The sequence below is a fragment of the Streptomyces sp. NPDC005402 genome (assembly GCF_040606575.1).
Classification (GTDB): domain Bacteria; phylum Actinomycetota; class Actinomycetes; order Streptomycetales; family Streptomycetaceae; genus Streptomyces.
Genome location: NZ_JBEXFB010000001.1, coordinates 687,217 through 712,452 on the forward strand (window position 1 = coordinate 687,217; position 25,236 = coordinate 712,452).

Annotated in this window: 21 protein-coding genes; 4 read left to right on the forward strand and 17 right to left on the reverse strand. The window is 71.6% G+C overall.

The window, feature by feature from the left end:
- Positions 1–190: 190 nt before the first annotated feature.
- The 6 genes from ABZT02_RS03110 to ABZT02_RS03135 all read right to left on the reverse strand — a co-directional run bounded on the left by ABZT02_RS03110 (position 191) and on the right by ABZT02_RS03135 (position 9,331).
- On the reverse strand, positions 191–1,051 hold the full coding sequence (locus tag ABZT02_RS03110) for an endonuclease/exonuclease/phosphatase family protein (protein ID WP_356013598.1): 861 nt from the start codon (positions 1,049–1,051) through the stop codon (positions 191–193).
- A 124-nt stretch (positions 1,052–1,175) separates the two neighbouring features.
- Positions 1,176–4,109, reverse strand: a complete 2,934-nt coding sequence (locus tag ABZT02_RS03115; protein WP_356013599.1) for a hypothetical protein — start codon at positions 4,107–4,109, stop codon at positions 1,176–1,178.
- A gap of 2 nt (positions 4,110–4,111) precedes the next feature.
- Positions 4,112–5,980, reverse strand: coding sequence for an HSP90 family protein (locus tag ABZT02_RS03120; RefSeq protein ID WP_356013601.1), 1,869 nt, complete (start codon positions 5,978–5,980; stop codon positions 4,112–4,114).
- Between the two features lie 48 nt (positions 5,981–6,028).
- Positions 6,029–7,015 carry a hypothetical protein gene (locus ABZT02_RS03125; RefSeq protein ID WP_356013603.1) on the reverse strand — a complete coding sequence of 329 codons (987 nt, stop codon included), beginning with the start codon at positions 7,013–7,015 and terminating at the stop codon, positions 6,029–6,031.
- 118 nt (positions 7,016–7,133) lie between these two features.
- Positions 7,134–7,844 (reverse strand): gamma-glutamyl-gamma-aminobutyrate hydrolase family protein, encoded by a 711-nt coding sequence (locus tag ABZT02_RS03130; RefSeq protein WP_356013605.1) that lies wholly within the window; start codon positions 7,842–7,844, stop codon positions 7,134–7,136.
- Complete coding sequence (locus tag ABZT02_RS03135; protein WP_356013607.1) at positions 7,841–9,331, reverse strand: aldehyde dehydrogenase; 1,491 nt, start codon at positions 9,329–9,331, stop codon at positions 7,841–7,843. Before ABZT02_RS03135 ends, ABZT02_RS03130 begins: the two co-directional genes overlap by 4 nt.
- Before the next feature lie 199 nt (positions 9,332–9,530).
- Between ABZT02_RS03135 and ABZT02_RS03140 the strand changes: the two genes are divergently transcribed.
- A complete protein-coding gene (locus ABZT02_RS03140; protein WP_356013699.1) occupies positions 9,531–10,076 on the forward strand; it encodes a type 1 glutamine amidotransferase in 546 nt (181 codons plus the stop codon).
- A gap of 64 nt (positions 10,077–10,140) precedes the next feature.
- On the opposite strand, the gene ABZT02_RS03145 is transcribed toward ABZT02_RS03140, so the two are convergent.
- Positions 10,141–11,598, reverse strand: coding sequence for an APC family permease (locus tag ABZT02_RS03145; RefSeq protein ID WP_356013609.1), 1,458 nt, complete (start codon positions 11,596–11,598; stop codon positions 10,141–10,143).
- 195 nt (positions 11,599–11,793) lie between these two features.
- Positions 11,794–12,420, reverse strand: coding sequence for a TetR family transcriptional regulator (locus ABZT02_RS03150; protein WP_356013611.1), 627 nt, complete (start codon positions 12,418–12,420; stop codon positions 11,794–11,796).
- A gap of 356 nt (positions 12,421–12,776) precedes the next feature.
- On the opposite strand from ABZT02_RS03150, the gene ABZT02_RS03155 reads away from it, so the two are divergent.
- Positions 12,777–13,193 (forward strand): RidA family protein, encoded by a 417-nt coding sequence (locus ABZT02_RS03155; protein WP_356013613.1) that lies wholly within the window; start codon positions 12,777–12,779, stop codon positions 13,191–13,193.
- Between the two features lie 63 nt (positions 13,194–13,256).
- Here ABZT02_RS03155 and ABZT02_RS03160 read toward each other — a convergent pair whose 3' ends face one another.
- The 6 genes from ABZT02_RS03160 to ABZT02_RS03185 are packed head-to-tail and all read right to left on the reverse strand — an operon-like array spanning position 13,257 to position 18,732.
- Entirely contained in the window at positions 13,257–14,102 is an 846-nt protein-coding gene (locus ABZT02_RS03160; protein WP_356013615.1) for a fumarylacetoacetate hydrolase family protein, read from the reverse strand.
- 11 nt (positions 14,103–14,113) lie between these two features.
- Entirely contained in the window at positions 14,114–15,043 is a 930-nt protein-coding gene (locus tag ABZT02_RS03165) for a 3,4-dihydroxyphenylacetate 2,3-dioxygenase (protein WP_356013617.1), read from the reverse strand.
- The gene (locus ABZT02_RS03170; protein ID WP_356013619.1) at positions 15,036–16,499 is read right to left on the reverse strand and encodes an aldehyde dehydrogenase; all 1,464 of its coding nucleotides are present in this window, start codon (positions 16,497–16,499) and stop codon (positions 15,036–15,038) included. The genes ABZT02_RS03165 and ABZT02_RS03170 overlap by 8 nt, the downstream gene beginning before the upstream one ends.
- Before the next feature lie 34 nt (positions 16,500–16,533).
- Positions 16,534–17,340 carry an acetoacetate decarboxylase family protein gene (locus ABZT02_RS03175; RefSeq protein ID WP_356013621.1) on the reverse strand — a complete coding sequence of 269 codons (807 nt, stop codon included), beginning with the start codon at positions 17,338–17,340 and terminating at the stop codon, positions 16,534–16,536.
- Positions 17,341–17,351: 11 nt separating this feature from the next.
- Complete coding sequence (locus ABZT02_RS03180) at positions 17,352–18,542, reverse strand: FAD-dependent oxidoreductase (protein ID WP_356013622.1); 1,191 nt, start codon at positions 18,540–18,542, stop codon at positions 17,352–17,354.
- A gap of 1 nt (position 18,543) precedes the next feature.
- Complete coding sequence (locus ABZT02_RS03185) at positions 18,544–18,732, reverse strand: ferredoxin (RefSeq protein ID WP_266524449.1); 189 nt, start codon at positions 18,730–18,732, stop codon at positions 18,544–18,546.
- Between the two features lie 284 nt (positions 18,733–19,016).
- On the opposite strand from ABZT02_RS03185, the gene ABZT02_RS03190 reads away from it, so the two are divergent.
- Both ABZT02_RS03190 and ABZT02_RS03195 read left to right on the forward strand, forming a co-directional pair.
- Positions 19,017–20,372, forward strand: coding sequence for a glutamine synthetase family protein (locus ABZT02_RS03190; RefSeq protein WP_356013625.1), 1,356 nt, complete (start codon positions 19,017–19,019; stop codon positions 20,370–20,372).
- Positions 20,373–20,383: 11 nt separating this feature from the next.
- Positions 20,384–21,661 (forward strand): cytochrome P450, encoded by a 1,278-nt coding sequence (locus ABZT02_RS03195; RefSeq protein ID WP_356013627.1) that lies wholly within the window; start codon positions 20,384–20,386, stop codon positions 21,659–21,661.
- A 6-nt stretch (positions 21,662–21,667) separates the two neighbouring features.
- On the opposite strand, the gene ABZT02_RS03200 is transcribed toward ABZT02_RS03195, so the two are convergent.
- The 3 genes from ABZT02_RS03200 to ABZT02_RS03210 form a co-directional block, all read right to left on the reverse strand.
- On the reverse strand, positions 21,668–23,404 hold the full coding sequence (locus ABZT02_RS03200; RefSeq protein ID WP_356013628.1) for a trehalase family glycosidase: 1,737 nt from the start codon (positions 23,402–23,404) through the stop codon (positions 21,668–21,670).
- Between the two features lie 68 nt (positions 23,405–23,472).
- Complete coding sequence (locus ABZT02_RS03205; RefSeq protein ID WP_356013631.1) at positions 23,473–24,282, reverse strand: carbohydrate ABC transporter permease; 810 nt, start codon at positions 24,280–24,282, stop codon at positions 23,473–23,475.
- Complete coding sequence (locus ABZT02_RS03210; RefSeq protein WP_356013632.1) at positions 24,279–25,232, reverse strand: sugar ABC transporter permease; 954 nt, start codon at positions 25,230–25,232, stop codon at positions 24,279–24,281. Before ABZT02_RS03210 ends, ABZT02_RS03205 begins: the two co-directional genes overlap by 4 nt.
- Positions 25,233–25,236 lie beyond the last annotated feature (4 nt).

The following is a 25,236-nucleotide window of genomic DNA, read 5'->3' on the forward strand; positions in this document are numbered from 1 at the left end:
GCGCTGTTCGGGCGGGTCAACCGGTCAGGCATGCGGGGGACGTCTCCGTTCGAGGAGGGACAGACCGACGGAAGCCCGGGGCGGTGTGGGACGGGCCCGGGCGTCGTTTGCATTGTCGGCCGGAGCTCGTGTGGCAGGCATCAGTCATTCGGCCGAGCTGTCCGCACCGGGGCACTCGACAATCGGCCGTTCAGCCGAGGCGCCGACCGCCCGTGCTCGGCTTCACGTCGGCGTACACCAGGTGGTGGTCCGAGACCGGGTTCGGATGCACGCGGTGCCTGACGGGGACGTAGCCCCGCAAGAAGACGTAGTCGAACTTGCTCTGCCAGTCGGTGGTCGGCTCGCAGGTGCCGGCCGGTGAGGGATGGCACCCGGGGTCCGCGTCCACGGCCAGTTTCCACATCGGGGCGAGTTCGTAGGCGTCCGGCACGGCGTTGAAGTCTCCGATGACGATCGTGCGGTCGTGCCGGGCGACCTCTTTGGCGAGTACGCGCGCCTGGTCCGCCCGGACCGCCTCCTGGCGTCGTTCGGCGAGGTGGGTGTTGAAGACGCGGACCGGGCGGCCGCCCACCGTGGTGGTGACCTCCATGTACCCACGGTCCTCGGAGCCGCCGTCGGGATATTCTTCGGTGACGACGTCGGTCATCGGTGCCGCCGAGAGGATCGCCTCGCCGTAGCCGCCCGGGTTCCACGGTGCTCCCCCGCAACGGCCCCAGCTCTGGAGAACCGGCCCGTACTCGACGTGATAGACGAGCCCGTGCAGGTTCTCCAGATAGTCCCGGATCTTCTCGACGTCCCCCACGCACGCCTCCTGCAGGCCGACGACCTGGGGCGCGAACGTGGCGATCTCGGCCGCCCGGTCGTCGTTGCCCGTCTCGCAGGGGTTGCAGAGGTTCCACGTCATGACCCGGTTCGGTACGACGTCCTTGACCGCTTTGGGAGGCACCGACCCGGCGTCTAGGGCTCCGCTCGGGGCACTGGGGCCGGAGAGCACCATCCAGGCCACGACCATGGCACCCACGAGCAACCACGTGCCCTTTCCGAGCACCATCGCCTCCTCAGCGTGGATGGACCACCGGGCAACCGACGTCTGCTTCACGAGGTTATGACATGCGGGTCGGCCCGGGGAACGGGCACCCGGTCCAGGGGCCGGGTGCCCGCGTGCTCGTCTCCGCTCACTCCTCGTCGCGCAGCCGGGCCGCCAGGGAGGTCAGGGGCTCGGTCTCCTCGGTGTGCCCCAGGGCGGTCAGGTGGGAGACCGCGGCGTCGAGGCGGGTGAGGGCGGGGGCGGAGCGCTTGAGGTAGAGGCCCTCCACGGCGCCCGCGAGGCGGACGCACTCGGCCCACTCACCGGCCCGCTCGTCCTCCGGTCCCGGCTCGCCGAGCAGGGCCAGGGCCTTCTCCAGGGCGGCCAGCGCGTCCTCGTACGCGCCGGCGTAGGCGTTGACCCGCCCGTGTTCGTAGGCCAGGGCGCTGTCCAGGGAGCGGCCGCGCGGCTCGTACCCGGCGGCGCGGGCCTCGTCGGCGATCCGGCCGGCGTCGGCGAGGAAGGCGTGGGCGTCGGCCAGGCCCTCGGGGCCCTGCTGCTGGGCCTGCAGGCGGGCGAGTTCGCGCAGGCAGTTGCTGAGCAGTTCGTAGCGCGGATCCCGGGCATGGGCGGCGATCGCCTGGTCCGCGGCCTCGCGGGCCGGCCCGAACTCGCCTGCCTCGCCGAGGAGTACGGCCGTCTCCGCGGCGATCATGGCGTGGCTGCCCGGGTCGTCGTCCCAGCCGGCCGACTCGGCCGCGAGGGCGGCGAACTCGGCGGTGGCGGCCTTGACGTCATCCCCCGCGCGCAGTGCTCGGGCGCGGGTCAGGCGCAGTTGGGCGGCCAGCCGGTCGTCCAGCTCCCCTGCGGCGACGTCCGGTTCGACCAGCAGGGAGTCCAGCAGGGCGATGCAGTCCTCGACGCGGCCCAGGTCGAGGCTGAGCTGGGCCGCGTTGCTGTAGGTGCAGAACGCGTCGATCCGCTTGCCACGGCGAAGGTCGCCCTCCGCCGAGCGCGTCAGGTGCCGCAGCGCCTCCTCGGGGCGGCCCAGGTGCATGCATGCCTCGGCGAGGTCGCCGTGCAGGCGGGAGGTGTCGACCGTGTCGGCGGGCCAGTCGGCGGCCCGTCGCAGAGCTTCGGAGAAGTCCGTGTGCGCGGCCTGCGGGCCCCGGAGGGCCAGCTGGAGCCGGCCACGCAGGCCGAGGGTGCGGGGCAGGTGCCAGTCGGGGCCGGACGCCTTCAGCCGGTCGAGGAGGGCGTCGATCTCGGTGACGGCGGCGGGCAGGTCGCCGGAGATGGCGTGTGTGCTGGCCCGCAGCAGCAGGGCGCCGGAGATCTGCCCGGCGAGGTCGTGCCGGGTGGCGAAGTCGTGCAGGAGGTCCGTCTCGGCGAAGACCGGCGCGACGTGCTCCTCGCTTCCCGTGGTCTGCAGGCGCAGGCCGAGCGCGGTGGCCCGCAGCCGCAGCAGGCGGGCCTCCTGGTAGGGGGCGAGGCCGGTCGTCTCCTCGTGCAGGCGGACCACGGACGCGTGGACGCCGGTCAGAGCGGCCGCCTTCGTCTCGGGTTCGTCCGCGGACTCCCCGGGGATCTGGGCCGTGGCGAGCAGGGCGCAGGCGCGGGCGAACGCAGCGTGTCCGGGTTCCGCGGCGTCGTCGTAGAGGGCCGCGGCCTCCTCGTGGAGCGCTGCGGACTCGGCGAACTCGTCGTTGTTGCCCGCCCGGTTCGCCTCGTCGGACAGCAGGTCCGCGCGCAGTCGGACCAGCGGGCCCACGGCGGGGTCGTCGGGGTGGGTGTAGTCGCGGGCGGCGGCGAGCGTACGCAGCCGGGCGAAGCAGGTCTGGGCCTCCGGGTGCCCCTGCTCGTCCAACTTCCTTGCCTGGAGGATGAGTTCAGGCAGGGCGTCGGGTACGGCGGTGGCCGTGCGGGAGGCCGGAGCGGTGACCGGGGTGGCCGGGGCCACGTCGTCGAGGGCGCGGGTGCGCAGGGTCAGTTCCAGCGCGTCGAGGAGGGGTGCCCGGTCGAGGCGGGCCCTGCGGCGGTCGGTGTGGGTGGGGGTTCCGTTGCGGGCGTCGAAGCGGGTGGCGAGGTCGTCCGCGCGGCCCCGCACCTCGGCGTGCAGCCCGGCCACGGTCCAGGTGCGGCCGGGGTACCCGGCGGCGGGCAGGTGGCCGTGGCCGAGGTGCTCGACGCGCTGGAGGAGGACCTCGACGCCGGTGAGGAAGTCGAGCTGATCCAGGGGCGAGTCGACCTCGTCGAACAGGTTGCGGTTCTCGGCGAGCAGTTCCAGGCCGCGGGCCTCGTTGCCGGTCAGCGCGCAGAACTCCAGGTGGCGGCCGACCTCGCCGGACATCGCGGGGTTGCGGCGGCAGCCGCGGTAGCCGACGAGGTGCAGTTCGCGGGCCCGGTCGGCGGCGCCGGTGCGCAGCAGGGGGAGCAGCGCGTGGGAGAGGGAGCGGGCCGGCTCCTCCTGGCAGGACTCCTTCCCGTTCAGGACGGGTTCCCAGGTGCGCAGGGCCCGCCCGTCGTCGCCCGCCGCGAGGTGGAACAGGGCGCGCTCGCAGATCTCGCAGGCCTCGCAGTCGCTGAGCCGGGTGCGGGCGCGGCCCGCCCACAGCTCGAAGGCGAGGGCGGTGTCCTCGCCGACGTGAGCGGCCAGCTGGTAGGCCTGTCCGTAGTAGGGCTGGAGGCCGAGGCCGGCCTTCTCGTAGCGGTCGCGCATCTCCTGCAGCCACTGGCGCAGGCTGGCCAGGGGGATCTCGGGGAGCTGACGCAGGGCGTGGCCCACCCACTTGAACCGCCAGAACACCAGGTGGCGCAGGCGCTCGTCGAAGATGTCGGGCTGCTCGTCGAAGAGGTTGAGCAGACGGGCGAAGACGACGGGTGACTTCCGGGGTTCGGAGCCGTAGGTGTACGCCTCCTGGAGTTCGAGGAGGGCGTGCACGAGCGGGACGGTTTCTTCGAACTCCTCTGCGGCGTCGACGAGTTCCTCGGCGGTGACGGTCCGGGTGCGGCCGTAGGGGCGCTCGTCGTTGTCCTGGAGCGCCTGGTACAGCTCGTCGGTGGTCTGGATCGCGGTGGGCATCGTCAGCTGTCCTTGCGGAGGGCGTGGGCGAGGAGGTCGAGGAAGGAGCGGTTGATGAGGCTCGACTCGGCGGGCCTGAGCGGTCGGCGGGACAGCATCGCCGCCTGCCCGTAGAGGGCTTCGGCGCTGGTGCGGGCCAGCTCGGGCTCGTCGATGGTGACCGCGGTGCGTACCAGCGGGTTGAGCTGGTTGAGGATCAGCTGGGCCCGCGGTGCCTCCTGGCGCAGGGCTCCGAGGATGTCGCCCCACACCCCGCCCTGCTGCTCGCGGGCGAGCTGGGAGCGGGTGCGTTCGTGCCGCGCCTCGCGGCTGTCGAGGAGGAGGGCGGGGGCGGAGGCGGGCTGGAAGGTGCGCAGCGCCACGTCGCAGTCGAAGACGGCGAGGGCGTCACGGGCCTGGGCGAGGTACGCCGCGGCGGCCAGCTCGATCTCCCGGTCGACGGGGTCGAGGTGGGCGGTGAGGGTGGCCGGGTCGAGGTCGGCGACGCTGACCTCGGGCCGGACCTCGGGCAGCCGGTGGACCAGTGCGCGGTCGTAGGTGTAGCCGCCGTTGACGACGCCGAGCCCGGCGGCCGAGGCGATCGCCGCGACCTGGCGGAACTCCTCCACGCTCGACGTGACGAGCACCGTGCGGTGGGTGCGCGCGAACTCGTCGAGGGTGGCGTGCCCGTCGGTGGTCTCGAACGGCAGCCAGGGCAGCAGCATCCGCATGATCTCGTCGTCGTGCACCGCGAGGGACTTCACGGCCAGGTGGTGGACCTGGAGGAAGCGGCCGAGCAGTTCGGGGTCGCTGGCGGCGGCCTTGGCGATCCACGCCCGCAGGTGTTCGGCGAGCGCGTCGCGTACAGCGGCGAGGGTGTCGTCCTCGTACAGGGACTCGCGGGACGCCGTCGGGCGCAGGCTCTCGGCGTCCACGACACAGCGGACGAAGAACGCCCAGTCGGGCAGGATCTCCTCGGCCTGCTCGGACAGCAGCATGCCCTTGACGTGCACGCGGTGGCCGTGGCGGCGCCCTGCCGGTACCGCCTCGGGCAGCACACAGGCGATGCCCTTCAGGCCCACCGCCGGCAGGTCCAGCTCGATGGTGTCCAGCGGCGTGAACCCGAAGACCTCCTCGCCGTAGGCGGCCAGGGCACGTGAGCGGGCGCCGGGGGTGGGGTGGGTGCGCGCCCAGGGCGCGGGTTCGGGGTTGACGGGCACGCCCCCGGACGCGCCGGTGCCGCCCGGACCGCTTGTGCCGTCGTCGAAGGTCACCGGGTGGCGCAGCAGGGAGCCGAAGTGGCGGGCCAGTGCGTGCACTTGTGCCGGGCGGGTCCACTCGCCCGCGTCGGCGCGGGGCGTCAGAGTGACGGTGGTGCCGGGGCGGGGGCGGGCGGTGGCGGGCAGGGTGCGGACGGTGTAGCTGCCGTCGCCCCGGCCCCGCCATTCGACGGCGGGCGCGTCGGGGGTGCGGGCGGAGCGGCTGAGGACGTGGATCTCGTCCGCGACCAGGAAGCAGGACAGCAGACCGATGCCGAACTGGCCGATGAAGTCGGCGCGTTGCTCGGCGATCCGCTCGGCGCGTTTGCTGCTGCGGCCGATCGTCGCGAGGAAGGTGTGCACGTCCGCCTCGGTGAGACCGACGCCGTCGTCCTCGACGCGGACCACGGAGCCGTCGGCGTACAGGCGGATGCCGAACGCGTCCGCGGGTGCGCCCTGTGCGATGCCGTGCCGGGCGGTCAGGGCGTCCACGGCGTTCTGGAGGAGCTCGCGCAGGTAGACGCGGGGGCTGGAGTAGAGGTGGTGGGAGAGGAGGTCGACGAGGCCGCGCAGGTCGACCTGGAAGGTGCGGTCGGCGGAGGCAGGGCTCAAAGGGGTGTCGGGCAGAGTCATCGGGCAGTCCGGGGTTTAGGTCTTCGACGAGGGGGAGGCGGGGCGGACTCAGGCGCGGCGCCGGAAGCGGGCGTACGCCTTCTCCGGCTGCGCCATGTACGTCCAGGGCCAGGAGGTGTAGGCACCGTCCAGCTCGTGGAAGACACGCGGGGCCACGATGCTTTCGGCGGACAGGGCCAGGGCCATGGCGAAGATGTTGAAGTCCTCCTGCCAGCCGAGGGGCCGCTCGTAGGCGGGGTGCAGGATGCTGCACCTGGCCGCCTCCCGCAACTCCTCCTGGACCTCGGGGGTGTCGAGGTGGTCCTGGCTGTCGGACTCCACCCACTCCTCGATGTGCGCCATGGCGATCACACAGCCGAGGCGGTGCCCGTCGGGCGCGCCGGCGAAGGCCTTGCGGGCGAACGCGAGGGCCTGGCCCGGCTCGCCGCTCCAGCGGGGCTGCAGTTGGGACACCCACTCGATGTGGGTCTCCAGGTCCAGCGGGTCGCGGCGCAGGGCGGCGTCGCGACGGGTCTCGTTGACGGCGGGCCCGAGCGACATACCGCGGCCCGAGGTGAGGAGGCGGCGCCATGGGGTGACCCAGTCCGGCCTCAGCTCGGCGGCTTCGAGCAGTTGTTCCTCGGCGATCTCCAGCCGCTCGTGGAAGACGCGCCACTGTTCCTGCGTGACGTTGACGGCACGCGCGGAGGTGCGGGCCTCCCAGCCCCAGCTGATGTGCCGCGCCCCGGATATCAGCAGGGCGGTCGCCCGGTGCTCCTTGTCCTCCTCCACCGCCCGGCCGATCCAGTCCTGCACACCGTCCAGCTCGGCGAGCTCACCCAGCACCGCGTGGTCACGGCCGAGATCGAAGGGTGCCAGGGCCGCCTTGACCGCCTGCCAGTCACCGGCGTCGGCCGCTTCCACCAGCGCGAGCACCCGCGTGTCCCCGAGGGCGCGCAGCGGGTACGTCCCGTTCTTCTGCCTGCGCGGGACGGGTAGGGCGTGCGGATCCGCCGTCGGTCTCTCCCGGCCCCCACCGAACAGCTTGCCGAACATGCCGCGCCCTCCCCTGGTCCCGCGTGATCGTCCGGTGCAGCATAAGGGGCACCACTGACAGCGCTTCCACCGGGTTTTCACCAGGGCTGCACGGTTCGGCCCCGCGGGGCGGGCGCCCTCAGCGTCCGGCGCGGGCGGCCCGGACCAGGGCGTCGAACAGGCCCTGCTGGGCGGGGTCTTCGTGTGCTGTGTCCTCGGGGTGCCACTGGACGGCGGTGAACCAGCCCGGGGCGTCGCGGAGTTCGAGTCCTTCCACGGTGCCGTCGGCGGCGCGCGCGGTGACCGTGAGCCCCTCGCCCGGCCGGTCCACGCGCTGGTGGTGGTAGCAGGAGGCGTCGGTCTTCTCCGCGCCGGTGGCCCGCTCCAGCAGGGTGCCGGGCCGGATCGTCACCGGGTGCACGAGGTGCCGGTGGCCGCTGTCCATGTGCTGTTCCAGGGTGCCGCCGAGGGCCACGTTCACGACCTGGAGACCGCGGCAGATCGCCAGCAGGGGCAGGCCCGAGTCCAGGGCGGTGCGGGCGAGTTCGAGGTCGAAGGTGTCCTGGAGGTCGTCGACGTCGTAGACGGCGGCGTGGGTGTCGGGGGCGCCGTAGCGGTGCGGGGCGAGGTCGCCGCCGCCGGGGAGAAGCAGGCCGTCGAAGCGGGCGAGGCGGGCCGGGACGTCTTCGGCGGCGGGGTGGATGCTCGCCGGTTCGCCGCCGGCCCGCCAGACGGCCTCGATCAGGGCGCGGGCGCCCACCTCGGCGGCGTACCGGAGGGCGGAGGTGGTGGCGGAGAAACGAGCGGGGATCGCGATCAAGGGCCGCGCGGACCCGCTCGTACGGTTCACAGCTGGATCCAGGTCGTCTTGAGCTCGGTGTACTTCTCCAGGGCGTGCACGGACTTGTCGCGGCCGTTGCCCGACTGCTTCATGCCGCCGAAGGGGACGGTCAGGTCGCCCTCCTCGTAGCAGTTGACCCAGACCGTGCCGGCCTTCAGGGCGCGGGAGACCTTGTGGGCGGTGGACAGGTCGGAGGTCCACACGGCGGCGGCGAGGCCGTACTCGGTCGCGTTGGCGAGCCGTACCGCCTCGTCGAGGTCGTCGAAGGTGAGCACGGACAGGACCGGGCCGAAGATCTCCTCGCGGGCCAGCCGCATGCCGGGGTCGACCCGGTCGAAGACGGTGGGCCGCAGGAAGCTGCCGCCCGTCCCGGCCAGGGTGCGGTCGCCGCCCACGCGCAGCCGGGCCCCTTCGTCGAGGCCCGTGGCGATGTGGTCCGCGACGCGTGCCAGGTGGTTCTCCGAGACCAGGGCGCCCATCTCGGTGGCCGGGTCGAGGGGGTCTCCGACCCGCAGTTCCCGCGCCCGCGCGACGACGGCCTCGGTGACCTGTTCGGCGACGGAGGAGTGCACCAGGAGCCGGGAGGGGGCGGTGCACATCTCGCCCTGGTTGAAGAAGATGCCCCAGGCGGCGGTGGCCGCCGCCCGCTCCAGGTCGGGGGCGTCGGGAAGGATGATGTTGGGCGACTTCCCGCCCAGCTCCAGCCAGACGCGCTTGAGGTTGGAGTCGGCGGAGTAGCGCAGGAAGTGCCGGCCGACGGCGGTGGAGCCGGTGAAGGCCAGCACGTCGACGCCCGGGTGCAGGCCCAGCGCCCGTCCGGCCGTCGGCCCGTTGCCGCTCACCACGTTCAGTACGCCCGGCGGCAGTCCCGCCTCGGTCGCGAGGCGGCCCAGCAGCAGCGCGGACAGCGGTGCGTTCTCCGACGGCTTCAGTACGACCGTGCAGCCGGCCGCCAGCGCCGGGGCGACCTTCCAACCGGCCAGCGTCAGGGGGAAGTTCCAGGGCACGACGGCGCCGACGACACCGGCGGGTTCGCGGGTCACGAGAGCGAGGGCGTCGGGCGCGGTGTGCGGGGACTCGTCGGCGAGCTTGTCGGCGAGCTGGCCGTACCAGCGGAACGTGCCGATGAGGGCGCGGAGTTCGATGCCGTACGCGTCCGTGACGGGCTTGCCCATCTCCAGGCTGACCGTCAACGCGAGGTCCGCGCGCCGCTCTTCGAGCAGGTCGGCGATGCGCAGCAGCATCCGGCCGCGCTCGGCGGGGGCGAGGCGCGGCCACGGTCCCGCGTCGAAGGCCCGTCGGGCGGCGGCCACGGCGAGGTCGACCTCGGCCTGTCCCGCGTCCGCGACCTGGGCCAGCGCCTGGCCGTCGCGGGGCGAGACGAGGGTGAAGGCCGCTCCTCCGCCGGGGTCGTCGGCCCCGTCGATGTGATGGGCGCCGGACAGGTCGAGGGACTTGGCGCGGCGCAGCCACTCCTCGTGAGTGACGTCTGGCATGGAACACCTCCGCAATCTTATTTGGATTCAAACGATATGATCGGCAGGAGCCCCACACAAGGGGCTCGGCAACGGAAAGGAGCGCCCGCCGTGCGCGCACTCGTCCTCCTGCACGACCTCACGACCGTGACCGTCGTGCCCGCGGGGCGTCACCACGCGGGACGTCTCCTTCACGTTCCCCGCACCCGACGACTGGGACCTGGTCGTCGCGCTCGGCGCGCCCTGGTCGGTGTACGACGAGCCGGCGGTCGGCAACTGGATCGGCGGCGAACTCGCCCTGCTGCGCAAGGCCCACCACCTCGGCGTCCCGGTACTGGGCATCTGCTTCGGCGCCCAGGCCCTGGCCACCGCACTCGGCGGCTCGGTCGGGCCGGCGCCGCGCCCCGAGATCGGCTGGACCCGGATCGACAGCGACGACCGCTCGCTGATACCGCAGGGCCCGTGGTTCCAGTGGCACCACGACCGCTGCACCCTGCCGCCGGGGGCGGTGGAGGTGGCCCGCAACGAGGCGTGCGCGCAGGCCTTCCTGGCCGGTCGCAGCCTGTGCGTGCGGTTCCACCCGGAGATCGCCACAGCGGTCGTACACCGGTATCCGCACCTCGGCGGCAGGGAGCAGTGCGCGCGGCACGGTGTGGATCCGCAGGAGCTGCTCGCACGCAGCCGCGCCATGGAACGCGCGGCACGGGACGACGCCAGGCACCTGACCGACGCCTTCCTCGACCGGGTGGCAACCGCCTCGGCGTGACACCTCGCGGCGAGGCGCGGGTGCGGCCCGGTGGGGAGGTCCGGGCCGCGCCTCGCCGCGGGCGTCAACCGTCCGCGGCCGCCCTGCCCTTGGTCACCCGCGCGACCACCAGGCCGACCACCAGGACCGCAGGGACGGTGACTTGGAGCCAGATCGCGGTGGCGCGGTCACCGCCGATGAGCGTGGTGAAGTTCTCGACGATGAGCCAGAGGGCACCGGCGATACCGAGCGCGCCCAGGACAGGTGCGATCACGGTGTTCCAGGGCCGGGTGTCCGCGCCCGAGCGGCGGAAGAAGGCGACCACGGAGACCGAGGTCAGGAAGTACAGCAGCATCATCGCCAGCACCGCGACGCCGCTGAACCAGGAGAACAGGGTGAGCACCGGGTCCTTGCCCAGGAGCGCGAAGGGCATCACAAGGAGCACCGAGATCATGCTCTGCACGACGCCGGCCGTCCTCGGTGAGTGACGGCGGTTGAGGGTGGTCAGCGCGTGCGGGAGGAGCCCTTCACGGCCGAGGGAGAACAGGTAGCGGTTGGCCGAGTTGTGGAAGGCCAGGATGCCGGCGAAGAGGGAGGTGGCCAGCAGGATCGGCAGGACGTCGTCGACCCAGCCGCCGAACTGGGCGGCGATCGGCGCGAAGACGAAGCCGGTGGCGTCCCCGCTCTCCAGCGCCTTGCCCGCATCCGCCGTGACGTGGGACGCGCCGTGCGCGGAGACCAGCATCCACGAGGTGAACGCGAAGAAGCCGGTGACCACCGCGACGGACAGATAGGTGGCCCGGGGCACCGTTCTGCGCGGCTCGCGGGCCTCCTCGCCGTAGATGGCGGTGGCCTCGAAGCCGAACATCGACGCGACGGCGAACATCAGCGCCACGCCCGGGGCGCCCTGGAGCGCGGCCGAGGGCGAGAAGCTGTCGGTGAAGCCGAGCCCCTCGGGGCCGCCGCCCTTGAAGAAGGTGACGAGGGCGAAGACGATCAGGATGCTGAACTCCGCCAGCACGAACACGGCGAGGATCCTGGCGCCCATCTCGATGCCCGAGGCGCCGAGCACCTGGACGATCACCATCGTGACCAGGGTCCAGACCCACCACGCCACGGGGGTGCCGGTGTAGTGCTCGACCAGGCCGCTCACCGTGGCGCCGTACAGCCCGTACATGGCGGCCTGGATCGCGCAGTAGGCGAAGAGGGCCACGCCGGCGCTGCCGGAGCCGGCCGGGCGGCCGAGCCCTTTTCCGATGTACGTGTAGAAGGCGCCCGCGTCCACCACATGGCGGCCCATGGCGACGAAGCCCACGGAGAACAGCAGGACCACGGCGCCGGCCACGAGGTACGCGGCGGGAGTGCCGGGCCCGTTGCCGATGCCGACCGCGATGGGGACGGCACCGGCGATACCGGTCAGCGGGGCCTGGGCGGAAAGGACGAAGAACAGGATGCCCAGGACGCCGAGCGAGTTGGGCTTGAGCCTGCCTGCCGTGGATGGATCGGAAGCGGTCCGCGTACTGACCGCTGTCGGACTGTCCACTCGAATCACCTGCCGGGAGCGGGGAGGGGCGGGAAGTTGTTTCGAGCCAAACGAGTTGCCTCATGGTGGGCCGGAACTATCCGTTTGGCAAGGGGTTGGGTGAGGGTTTCCCGCCCGCTGGGTGATTTCTCGCAGGGCTGTCGTCGCGGCGGCCTCAGGAAGGGCCGGCCGTACGCGCCCGCGCCGGTCAGCGCCTCATGCGTCCGCGTCGCGGGTGCCGCCGCCGTCGGCGTCGAGCAGCCTCAGCAGGGTGCGGAGTTCCTCGATGGCGGCGTCGGTGACCTCGGGCTCGCCTAGGACGAGCTGATGCAGGACGAGGCCGTCCAGGGCGGCGAAGACGAGCCGGGCCAGCGCCCGGTCGGCGCCCGCGGGCAGCATGCGGTTCAGTTCGCGCCGGGTGGCGTCGAAGTACTCGTCGTACAGGGCGCGGATCTGCGGCAGCAGTTCGGGCCTGCGGCGCGATTCGAGCAGCAGCTCGTACTGGAAGGCCTGCTTGTCGGGATCCGCCGTGACCATCTCGGACACGCCCGAGGAGAAGTCGGCGACCTTGCCGGTGCCGGGTTCGAGCGCGCTGGTGTTCAGCGAGGTGCGGATGGTGTGGGCGAGCGTCTCCTCGATCAGCGCGTCACGCGAGCCGAAGTGGTGGACCACCAGGCCGTGAGTGACCCCCGCCTCCTCCGCGACCGCCCGGTAGGTGAGCCTGCGCAGCCCACCCCGGGCCACCACCCGTACCGCCGCGTTCAGCAGGGCCTCGCGCCCTTCGCCGTAGTGCACACGCTTGCGTGACCGTCGGCTCTGAGGGGCGTCCGCGGAATCGGTCATGACGGCGACCCTACCCGGCCACAACCATGGGAAGGCTCTTCGGCCGGCCGCCGTGACGGGCGAACACGCCGGTGGGGACAGGCGCGTTCGAGGCCGCCGAGCCGCTGATCGCCGGTCGGGCAACACGGCCCCCGACTCGCTGCGGCGCGGGGTGCGCTCACCAGGGTTTCGGTGATCGACACTGTCGGCGCGCCCCGGTTCCGCGTCCACGGGAGGCCGCTGAGCTGCTGGGTCACCTTTGGGTGCCCCGGTCACTGAAAAGTGCGTTCTTCCATGTCAGCGGCCACTCTCCTATGGTTCCTGAGTAACCACAGGAGACCACGGGTCCACGAAGCCCGTTGATGGAGGCGTGGAGAATGGCCATCACCTTGTTGAATCCCGCAGGTCTGCCGGAGATCGACGTCTACCGGCAGGTGGCGGTCGCGTCCGGTACGAAGCTGGTCTTCGTCGCCGGGCAGGTCGCCTGGGACGCCGAGGGCCGCACGGTCGGTGCGGGTGACCTCGCGGCGCAGGTCGAGCAGTGCTACCTCAACGTCGGCACCGCCTTGGCCGCGGCCGGCGGTTCCTTCGACGACGTGGCGAAACTGAACGTGCACGTCGTCGACTGGACGCCCGACAAGATGCCCCGGCTTCTGGAGGGGATCTCGCGGGCGGCCGCGAAACTGGGGGTCACCCCGGTCCCGCCGGCCACACTGCTGGGCGTCGCGGCACTGGACGTCCCCGACCACCTCGTCGAGATCGAGGCCACCGCGGTCCTCGACCGAGCAGACTGAGCACGGGGCCCCGCCAGGACGGGCGCCGCACCGCGTGATGTCGCCGACGCGGGCGCCGGACCGTCAGCGCCTGGGCGGGCGGATCCCGCGGAACTCCCAGTCGCCACCGAGCGCGGTGGACAGCACCTCCTCGGACTCGGTGGGCTGGGCGCCGACGTCGGTACGGACGGCGGTGGGGCCGGTGACGATGTGGTTGGTGAGGCGCCCCAGCCCCTCGACCTCCACCTCGACGACGTCACCGGGCCGCACGGGGCGGGAGTTGGCGGGCGTGCCCGACAGCAGTACGTCATCGGGGTACAGGGTGATGGTGCGGGCGATGTCGGCGACGAGGTAGTGCATGTCCCACTTCATCTCGTCGGTCGAACCGTCCTGTACGACCTCGCCGTTGACGTACGTCCGCAGCCTCTTGCCGTGGAAGTCCCAGTCGGTGACCAGTCCCGGGCCCAGCGGGCACAGGGTGTCGGAGCCCTTCACACGGAGCATGGACCCCGCGTCGGTGTCACGGAAGTCGTGCAGGCCGTAGTCGTTGGCGATGGTGTAGCCGGCGATGAACTCCCCCGCCTCGCGAGGGGAGATGTTCCGGGCGGTCCGCCCGATGACGATGGCCACCTCACCCTCGTAGTTGAGCCACTTGCAGCCCTCGGGGCGGACGATCGCGCCCTTGTGGGAGTTGAGGGAGGAGGTCGGCTTGTGGAAGTAGGTGGGGGTGTCCGGCAGGTCGATCCGGAACTCGTCCACGCGGCTGCGGTGGTTGAGGTGGACGGCGATCACCTTCGAGGGCACGACCGGGGGCAGGTGCCTGGCCTCGTCGGTCCTGACGCGGCGGCCGTCTCCGGCGACCAGCTCGTCGCCGTCGACGGTGACCTGGACGGCGGCGCCGTCCAGGAGGATGCGGCGGTACTCGGGCATGGTCCAGTCTCCTAGATACGACTGTGAGGGGTGCGCTGGCTCTGCTGGAGCCCGTCGCCGGTCCAGCCGTCGGCGGGCCGGTCGAACCACAGATGGACCTGGCCGGTGCCGACGGAGTTCTCGTACGCGCCGTACTGGCGGGCCCGGGCGGTGCAGGCCTGTTCGCCGAGGGCGCCGGCCATCATCAGGTAGTGGAAGAACTTCGCCTCCGGCTTGACCTTCCAGAACGCGTCCATGGTGTCGAGGACCTTGTCGTGGCGGCCCTCCTTGAACCAGGCGATGCGCTCGCGATCCGCTTCCCGGGCCTCGGGGGTGCGGATGTGCACGGGGTCGCTGGCCTCGTGGTCGCGCAGCTCGCGCAGCGGCCAGAAGGTGTGCGAGAGGGCGCCGGACGCGATCAGCAGGACACGGCGGCCCGGGGTGGCGGCGATGCCGTCCGCCAGTGCCCGTCCGAGGCGCAGGTGGTCCTCCATGTCACCGGTCTGGCAGACCCCGATCGTCACCCACCGCTTGTCCGGCAGCCCCTCCCCCAGGTACTTCCAGAGGTTGATGGTGGCGTAGTAGATCGGCAGGTACTCGTCCTCGATCGCGGTGATCCAGGTGCCGTGCCGGTCCGCGAACTTCTCGATGTTGAAGGCCAGTTCGGGGTCGCCCGGGAAGTCGTACGGCATCCTGCACATGCCGCGCGGCAGTTCCTCCGAGGTGAACAGGCCGGCCCGGCGCTGCTGGGCGGTGACCACGAACTCGACGGTGGTCGCCCAGTGGGAGTCGAGGACGACGACGGTGTCGTAGTCGTCGCGCTCGAACACCTCCCGGCGCAGCTGCTGGAGTCCGGTGACGAGGGTGATCTCCCTGCCCTCGTTCAGTTCCAGCCGCTCCTCCTCCGGGAGCACGATGGTGGGGACGTGGGCGAGCAGTCCCGCCCCGACGATCTCACCCATGGTCCTTCCACCCCTTCGGCGCGGTGACGGTGTTCTTCAGGTCGCAGTAGAAGTCGAAGCTCCAGGTGCCGCCCTCGCGGCCGACCCCGGAGTGGCGGGATCCGCCGAAGGGGGCCTGGAGGTCGCGGACGAAGAAGCAGTTGATCCAGACGGTGCCGGCGACGAGTTGCGCGCTGACGCGTTCGGCGCGCTCGGGGTCGCCGGTGGCCAGGGTGGCGGCGAGACCGAAGCGGGTGTCGTTGGCGAGCCGGACCGCCTGGTCCTCGTCGGTGAAGGTCTGGAGGGTCAGGACCGGTCCGAAGACCTCCTCCTGGACGATCTCCGAGTCCTGGGCCACATCGGTGAGGAGGGTCGGCGCGTAGTACTGGCCGCCCCTGGGGTGTCCGCCGATGACGGCTCGGGCTCCGGCCGCGAGGGCCCGCTGGACGAAGCCGTCGATCTTCGCCAGCTGGCGGGGGTGGATGGTGGGGCCGATGTCGGTGGCCTCGTCGCGGGGGTCGCCCTGCCGGAGGCGGGTTGCCTTGTCGACAAATCGTCGGGTGAACTCCTCGGCGACCGGCTCCTCGACGAGGATGCGGGTCGCCGCCAGACACACCTGACCGGCGTTGTCGTACTGCTCCACCGCGAGGTCGACCGCGAGGTCCAGGTCGGCGTCGGCGAACACCAACAGCGGTGACTTGCCGCCGAGTTCGAGGCTGAGGGGCGTGAGCTGAGGCGCGGCCGAGGCGGCGATGCGCCGGGCGGTCGGAACCGAGCCCGTGAAGCTGATCCGGCGCACGTCGGGGTGCGAGGTCAGGGCGTCGCCGATCTCGGCACCGTAGCCCTGGACGACGTTCAGGACACCGGCGGGCAGACCGGCCTCGGCGGCGATGTCGGCGAGGAGGGAGGCGGTGAGCGGGGACCACTCGGCGGGCTTGAGGACCACGGTGTCGCCGGCCGCGAGGGCGGGGGCGACCTTCCAGGTGGCCAGCATCAGCGGCGCGTTCCACGGGGTGATCAGCACGCAGGGGCCGGCGGGGTCCCAGGAGACGTGGTTGGTGTGGCCGCGGGTCTCGAAGTCGTCGTGGTCCAGCGTGAGCAACCAGTCCGCGAAGAAGCGGAAGTTGTGCGCGACGCGCGGCATCACGCCCCGGCGGTGGGAGCGCAGCAGCGCCCCGTTGTCGGTGGTCTCGACGATGGCGAGCTCTTCGATCCGCTTCTCGACGCCGTCCGCGACGGCGTGCAGGATGCGGGCGCGTTCGGCGCGCGGGGTGGCGGCCCAGCCGGGGAAAGCGGCCTTGGCGGCGGCGACGGCGGCGGCCGCCTCGGCGGGACCACCGCGGGCGATCTCCCCGAGGTCGGTGCCGTCGATGGGTGAGACGTCGGTGAAGGTGTCGGCGGAGGCGACGCGTTCGCCGCCGATCCAGTGCCGGGTGTCGACGGCGACCCCGGCCACCGTGAGGGTGTGTTCGGTCATGTCCGGTCTCCAAGTGCTGGGCGGTGTACGGGGGTCATTCGGCTCCGGAGGTTTTGGACTCCAGGAGTCGGCCGCCGTCCCAGACGACGCCGACCTGCCGGTAGTACGCGGCGATCGGCTCCCGTATCTCCAGCCGGGCCAGTTCCTCCGTCGGTGCCTCGAACAGCTCCAACTCGGCGTCCCCGAACCAGGGTTGACCGCCCTCGAAGGAAGCCGCGCCGGACTCGATCAGTTCGTCCAGCGCCAGCCCCTTGCCCTTCTCGACGGACGGCAGCCAGCGGTGGTGGGCCATGGGGTGCCCGTTGACGAACCCGTTGCCCGGGGACGGCTCCCGCAGGGTCACCACGGCCTGGGCGAGCCGGCGGTCCGCGGCGGCGAGCGTCGCCCCGAACCGTGCTCCCGCCTCGATCCGCGGAGCGGGCCCGTACGGGTGCGGGCGGGTCTGGTGGATCGACCCGAGCTTCTTCGGGTAGCCCTGGTGCAGCCCTCGCGCGATCGCGAAGTCCTTGTCGACCCAGATGTACACGCACCGGGAGTAGGTCTCCCCCCGGTAGGTGCAGCGGACGACCGCGAAGGCCTCCTTGTACTGGGCCCGCACGGGGTCGAGCAGCTCGTCCGCCGACGCCGAGCAGGACTGCCAGTCGGCCCAGATCAGGGCGACGGCGCCCGGATCCTCGTCGGCCAACTCCAGTGGCTCGGGCAGTAGTTCACGTACCCGCGCGGGATCCGTGCGGTACTCCACGGTGAGCAGGTCGCCGGAGTAGCGCCACGGCGGCGCGGGGATCAGCGACGAGGCACCGCTCGCCGTCTTGGGGTGGAAGTAGCCGCGGACAGCAGACATGACGGGGTTCCTTACGCGGTGAGGGCGGGCTGCTTCAGCAACTGGGCGCGGTAGCGGGCGGCACCGGTCGCGGCGGCGTGACCGCCGAGCGCCACGACGCCGACGAGTCGGCCGCCGGCGTGATAGCCGACCAGGACGTCACCCTCCGGGTCGCCGTCCAGGATCCGTACGTCGTCCTTGCCGAGCACGGGCGCGCCGAAGGACTGCAGCCGGAAGTCGTGCTGGTCGCTCCAGAAGGTGGGCAGCGGCGCGAAGGGCGCGGACTCGGCGCCGACGAGGGTCCTGGCGGCGTGCTTGGCGGTGTCGGTCGGGATGGACCAGTGCTCGACGCGGCGGGGTACGCCGTCGTAGCAGGCGTTGGGGAAGCGGGCGACGTCACCGACCGCGACGACGTCCGGGCGGCCGGCGACCCGCAGTCGCTCGTCGGTGAGCACACCGTCGGAGAGATCGAGCCCGTTGCCGTCCAGCCACTCGGTGTTGGCGACCGAACCGACGGACTCGACGACGACATCGGCCGCCAGCACCGTCCCGTCGGACAGGACGACCCCGGTGACGCGGTCCTCGCCGACGAAACCGGACACGCCGGTGCCGAGGACGAATCGCACTCCGCGTTCCTCGTGCCTCTTGAGCAGCACGCGTCCCAGCAGTTCCCCGAGCGGGCCGACCATGGGCAGGGCCAGCGGGTCGACGACCGTCACCTCGGCGACGCCGAGCGCCACGGCGGTCGCGGCGACCTCGCAGCCGATGAACCCGGCGCCGACCACGACCACGCGCACGCCGGGCCGGGTCAGCTCGGCCCGCAGGCCCCGGGCGTCGTCGATCGTGCGGACCGTGTGCCGGCCGGTGAGCGGGCCCGGGCAGCGCAGCCGGCGGGGCCGCATGCCGGTGGCGACGACGAGTCCGTCGTACGGGAGGACCGAGCCGTCGTCGAGCGAGACGGTCCGTTCGGCGAGGCGGGACGAGACGATCCGCACACCCAGCCGCCACTCCACGTCGGCCGCGGCCGCCTTGGGGGTGAAGGCGAGCGACGCGAAGGGCGCCTTGCCCGCGAGGACCTCCTTGGACAGCGGCGGCCGGTTGTACGGCATGTGCGGCTCGTCGCCGACGACCGTGATCCGGCCGCGCCAGCCGGCGGCACGCAGGTGCTCGGCCGCGCGCAGGCCACCCATGGAGGCGCCCGCGACGACGATGCCGGCGCCCACGTCAGTCCTCGATCCGGATCGCCTGGAGCGGGCACACGTCCGCGGCTTCCTCGACCTCGTCGCGCAGCGCGTCGTCGGGGTCGGGGACGTACAGCAGGCGGCCGTCCTCGTCCATCGAGAAGACGTCGGGGGCCGCGAAGACGCACTGGCCGTGGTCCTGGCACTTGTTCATGTCGACGACGACCTTCATGGCCGGTCCTCCTGAGGGAGCGGAAGCGAAGGGGCGAAGTGGGGCCCGGCCGACTGCGGCCGGGCCCCGGCCAAAGGGTGCGGAGACCACTGCGGAGACCGCCGAGGAGACCGCACCCCAACTCGTTTGGCTTCAAACAAGGTAGACAGACGGCATCCCCTGGTCAATACCTATCCAGGTGGATAAATTATTGGCGTCCACCCCTTGCGGGCGGGCGACCTCCTCCATAACGTTCGGGTTCAAATGAGAACCCGAGGCTGCTCCAGCCGCCCAAGGAGGCATCGGTGAGCGCTCACGACACCCCGGACATCCGCCGTCACGTCGAGCGGCTCAGCGCCGACGGCATCGACGTGGTGCGGGTGATCTATCCCGACCTCATCGGCACGGACCGCGCCCGGGACGTCCTGGTGGATCACCTGCCCGCGGCCTGCGAGCACGGCCTGGCCTTCTGCAAGGCCGTCTACCACACCACCCCGCAGGGTGACGTGGTCCCGGTCGCGGGTGGTCTGGACGCGGGGCTGCCGGACGTGTGCGTACGGCCCGACCTGTCGACCCTGTCCGCGCTGCCCTGGGAACCGGGTGTCGCCACCTGTCTGGGCGAGGTCACCGACCCGGCGACGTCGAGCCCGGCCGCCGAGTCGCCGCGCGACCTGCTGCGCGCCGTGCTGACCCGGTGCGCGGCGCAGGGGCTGCGGCCCGTCGTGGGCCCCGAGCTGGAGTACTTCCTGCTGGAGCCGGCCCCGCAGACGCCCACCGGCTGGCGCCGCGCTCCCGAGGTGTCCGGCGCCGTCTACACCGCCGGCCTGCGCGCCGACCCCGGCAACCACCTGCTGCGCACCCTGCGGCTCCTGCGCGACCTCGGCCTCGGCGTGGTCACCGGGAACCACGAGTTCGACGGGGGCCAGTACGAGATCAACCTGACCCACTCCGAGGCCCTCGACGCCGCCGACCGCGCCTTCCGCTTCAAGGCCGCGGTGAAGGAACTGGCCCGCAAGGAGGGCAACTTGGCCACCTTCATGGCCAAGCCCTTCGGGGACGCGGGCGGCTCCGGCTTCCACCTCCACCTGTCCTGCCGGGACGAGGAGGGGGACAACGCCTTCGACGATCCGGCAGGCTCCTACGGCTTGTCGGCGACCGCCCGGCACGCCGTCGCCGGGATCCTGGCCCACGCTCCCGCGCTCGCCGCCCTCGCCAACCCGACGGTCAACTCGTACAAACGCTTCGGCCCCGACACGCTCGCCCCCTGGCTGGTCGACTGGGGGCTGGACAACCGCAGCGCGATGGTGCGCATCCCGCCCGAGCGCGGCTCCGGAGCCCGCCTCGAGCTGCGGCTCGGTGACGCGAGCGCCAACCCGTACCTCATCGTCGCGGGCACCGTCGCCGCCGCCCTGCTGGGCGTCCAGGCCGGCGAGGAGCCGCCGGCGCCGCTGGAGGGTTACGGCTACGACACCGCCCGCTCCGCGGTCCTGCCCATGGACCTGCCCGCCGCCCTCGACGCGCTGGAGGCCGACACCGCGCTGACCGAGCTGCTCGGCAAGGACTTCACCACTTCTTACCTCACCTACAAGCGTAACGAGGTCGAACGCTTCCAACGGCACGTCACCGACTGGGAGTTCACCGAGTACGCCTACCACCTGTGAAGGACTCCCCGATGACGACAGCAGCCACCACCATCGAGCCGATGCCCCTCGCGGACGTCGACCTCGCGAACCTCGGCCACTTCACCGACGGGGTCACACCCTGGCGGATGTTCCACACGCTGCGCCACGAGGACCCGGTGCACTGGCAGCCCGAGGAGGCGCCCAACTCCGGTTTCTGGGCCGTCACCCGGCACGCGGACATCGCGCGCGTGGACCGGGACGCGGAGACCTTCACCTCCACGAGGTTCGTGAACCTGGAGGAGGTCGACGAGGACCAGATCAGGAAGCGCGCCTCGATCCTGGAGCTTGACGGTGTCCGGCACCGCGCCCTGCGCAGCGTGATCCAGCGCCAGTTCGGCGCGGCGGTCATCAACAGCTACACCGACTTCCTGCGCGGCCTGACCGCGAAGACCCTGGACGCGGCCCTGGCCAAGGGGACCTTCGACTTCGTCAAGGAGGTCTCGGCGGACTTCCCCATCAACGTCCTGGCCCGCCTCCTCGACGTCCCGCCGGAGGACAACCAGCAGCTCATCGACTGGGGCAACCGCATCATCGGCAACACCGACCCGGACTACGCGGACGTGCTGCTGCACAGCGCGGAGAGCGAGCAGTACCGCGATCTACCCTTCCGCTCCCCCGCCTCCCTCGAAGTCTTCGAGTACGGACGGGAGTTGGCGAGGCAGCGACGCGGCGGCGAGGGCACCGACCTGGTGTCCAAGCTGGTCAACACCACCCCGCGCGACGGTGTCCCGCTCTCCCCGCGGGACTTCGACAACTACTTCCTGCTGCTCGTGGTGGCGGGCAACGAGACCACCCGCCACACCATCACCCACTCCATGCTGGCCCTCCTCCAGCACCCCGGGCAGCTGGCCCGCCTGAGGGACGACCCGTCGCTGATCCCCACGGCTGTCGAGGAGTTCCTGCGCTGGGCCTCCCCCGTCTACCACTTCCGGCGCACCGCGACCCGGGACGTCGAACTCGGCGGCAAGCAGGTCAGGGAGGGCGACAAGGTCGTCATGTGGTACGCCTCCGGCAACCGCGACGAGGAGGTCTTCGGCAACCCCTACGACTTCGACGTGGCCCGGCAGCACAACGACCACGTCACCTTCGGCAAGGGCAGCCCGCACCTGTGCCTGGGCAATCTCCTCGCCCGCACCGAGATCCGGATCATGTTCGAGGAGCTGATCCCCCGCCTGGCCGACATCCGCCTTGTGGGTGACGTCCCCCGGGTGCGCTCGAACTTCGTCAACGGCATCAAGAAGCTGCCGGTCGAGGTCACCCTGGCCTGACCGGCCTCACTCGTCGTCCCGCTGTGCGTGGGCTTCGGCGAGGAGGAGGTAGGCGGCGGCGGTCCAGGTGTAGGCGCGGTCGCGCAGGCCCGTTCCGGCCAGGGCGTCGAAGTTCTCCGCGAAGCCGTGGTTCTCGCACAGGGTGCGGAAGCGGGCGCTGATCTCGTCCGCCAGCCGGTGATGGCCGCCGCGGCGCAAACCGTCCTCGACCAGGACCGTGGCGGGGGCCCAGATCGGGCCGCGCCAGTAGCCGTCGGGGAGGTAGTGCGGTGAGGTCGGCAGCTCGGTGGCCAGGCCGTACGGGGTCAGATGGGCCTCGATCCGGCCGGCCAGCACCTCGCTGATGTCGTCCGGCAGATACTCGCCCAGCACGATCGGCATCAGGTCGAGCAGGCTGGACGTGCCCCAGGTGTCGCCGCTGTCGACGCCCCGGGTGACGAACCGGTCGCCCGTCCAGAGCTGGTCGAGCATCGCCCGCTGCGTCTCCTCGGCGGCCCGCGTCCACCGGAGAGCGTCCTCAGGTCTCTCCAAGTGCGTTGCCAGGTCGGCGAGTTCGCGCAGTTGGAGGGTGAGGAAGGCGGCCAGGTCCGCGGTGACGACCACGCGTTCGGGGTCGAAGGTGGTGGCGTTGTCCCAGCCGCTGTCGTTGCCGTGCTGGTAGTGCGGCAGGGCGGCGCCGGGAGCGCGCCGGGCGGTGAGCCAGAACTCCGTCCAGCGTTCCAGCCGGTCGTACGTCACGGTCAGTTCCGCGCGGTCGGGAGGCGTGGGCAGTCGCCGGCGCAGATGGCCGAACGCCCAGCCGTGGATGGGTGGTTTGACGAAGTTGCGGAGCACCTCGGAGTGGGTGACCGAGTCGGGCAGCGCCCCGGAGTCGTCCTGATGGTCGAAGGGCAGCTGGAACTGGTCCAGGGCCAGCTCGGGGCAACCGGAAGCCAGGGCCAGGGCGTTGAAGCAGTGGTCCCAGCTCCAGACCTTGTCCATCCAGTGCTTGGACATCAGGACACCGGGCCGGGTGACCAGGCCGGCCGGGCGTACGGTCGCCGACCACAGGACGTAGGCGGCGAGTTCGGCGGCCGGGGTGGCGGACGAGCGCCAGGGGGCAACGGTGTCGACGAAGTCCGCGAAGGAGTTCCGCGTGGCCTCGACGACCTTGCCGAAGGCCGCCGTCGACACGTAGGGCGGGCGGGCGGTGTCGAGTTCCTCGACCGCGATCTCCCACCCGCCGTCCGCGTCCGCTGCGACGGTGACTCCCCGGTCGGCGCTGCCCAGTGCCTGGCTGCCGAACACCTCGGCCACCGTGCCGGACAGCAGGGTGACCCGGTAGCGGCGTCCGGTCTCGTAGGAGGTGAACACGTACGCGTCGGCGGCCGGTTCGCGGTAGAAGTACGTGCCGCTGAACGGGGTCAGCGTCCGGGCCGCCGCCGAGATCCGCAGCGGCGCACCCGCGCCGCGCAGCCGTACGGTGTCCGGTGTCTCGTAGGTGAGCTCCACGCGCCCGGCCGCGCCGGTCCAGGTGAGCAGGCCCGGGGTGGCCTCGATCAGGGTCTCGGCCCGCTCGCCCGTCGCGGGGTCGAGGGGGACGAAGCGCAGGACGGCGTGCATGCCGTTCTGGTGCGAGACGAGGTGGAGGTCCTCGGCGCGGGTCTTCTCCGCGAGCACCGGAGAGATGCCGAACCAGGAGCCGTGCGTGCTGAACGGGATGTCCTGGACGGAGAAGGCCGGGCCCAAGCGGTCGGCGGTCATGAAAGGAACACTCGTTTCTCGAGCAGGGATCGTCGGTGATCGTCAGGGATGGGGGTGGGCCGTGGACGTCAGTCCTTGACGGCGCCGGCGGTGACTCCGGCGGCGACGTAGCGCTGGGCGAGGACGAGGATGACCGTGGCGGGCAGGGAGGCGACGACGGCGGTGGCCATGATGGCGTTCCACTGCTGGTTGTTGTTGCCGATGTAGTGGTAGATGCCGAGGGTGATCGGCTCGTGCGCCCCGCCGTTGGCGAGGGTGCTGGCGAAGATGAAGTCGGACCAGGACCACAGGAACGCGAACAGCGACACGGTGACGATCGAGTTGCGGCTCATCGGCAGGACGATGGACCAGAAGGTGCGCAGGGCCCTTGCTCCGTCCATCTGCGCCGCCTGGATCAGCTCGCCGGGGATGCCGGACATGAACGCGGTGAAGATCAGCACGGCGAAGGGGACGGCCAGCGTGGAGTCGGCGACGATCAGGCCGGGCACCGACTGGAGCAGGCCGAGCTGGAGGTAGATGGCGTAGAAGCCCATCGCCATGATGATGCCGGGGATCATCTGGGCGACCAGCAGGAGGAAGCTGAGCACGCCCCCGCCGCGTGGGCGCAGTTTGGCCAGCGCGTAGCCGGCCGGGGCGGCCAGGGCCACGGTCAGCACGACGGTGCCCAGACCGATGACGAGGCTGGTGCCGAGGTAGGGCAACTGCTGGTCGAGGACGGCCCGGTAGCCCTCCAGCGTGCCGTGGACGGGGAACAAGTCCGGCGGGGACTTGCGCATGTCCTGGTCGCGGGTGAAGGACACGTTGAGCATCCAGTAGACCGGGAAGAGCATGATCCCGGTCAGCAGCAGACCGAGGGCGGTCTTCAGTCCTTTGCTCATGACAGCGCCTGCTTTCGCTGGACCTTCAGGTAGATCAGGCCGAAGACCAGGGCGGCGACCACGAGCAGGTTGCCGACGGCGGCGCCGGGGCCGAAGGCGGGCAGCAGGTTGCCGAAGCCGAGCTGGTAGGACCAGGTGGCGAAGGTGGTGGACGAGTCGGCCGGGCCGCCCTTGGTCATGATCCAGATGATGTCGAAGACCTTGAGCGTGTAGACGAGACCCAGGAGCAGGGTGATGGCGGAGACCGGGCGCAGCAGCGGGAAGGTGATGCTCCAGAAGCGCCGCCAGGCGTTCGCCCCGTCCAGGGCGGCGGCCTCGTACAGGCCGGCCGGGATGGACTGCAGGCCGCTGTAGAGGACGACCAGGTTGAACGGGACGCCGATCCAGATGTTCGCGATGATCACCGAGGCCAACGACCAGGTCGGCGAGGTCAGCCAGTTCACCGGACCGACGCCGACGGCGTGCAGGACGGCGTTGACGATGCCGGAGTCGCTGTTGAGCATCCACGACCAGGTCGAGGCGGACACGATCAGCGGCAGCAGCCACGGCACCAGGAACAGGGCCCGCAGGGTGGCCGAGAGCCGGAAGTTCTGGTGGAAGAAGACCGCCAGGGCCAGGCCGATGGCGTACTGGAAGAGCAGGCACACGCCGGTGAACACCACGGTGTGCCACAGGGCCGGGGCGAAGGTCGGGTCCTCGAAGACCTTCCGGTAGTTCGCCAGGCCCGTGAACGGCGCGTCGCCCCGCACGAACGAGCGCACCGTGTAGTTGCGCAGGCTCAGATCGAGGTTGCGGTACAGCGGATAGGCGTAGAACAGGACGAGGTAGAGGGTCACCGGGGCGAGGAACGCCCAGGCGGCCCACTGCGGGGAGGCGGGGCGGCGCCGCTGCTTTGGAGGGGCGCCTTCGGAGTCCGCCCGCAGGCGCGGTACTTGTGTCGTCTGGCTCATCAAC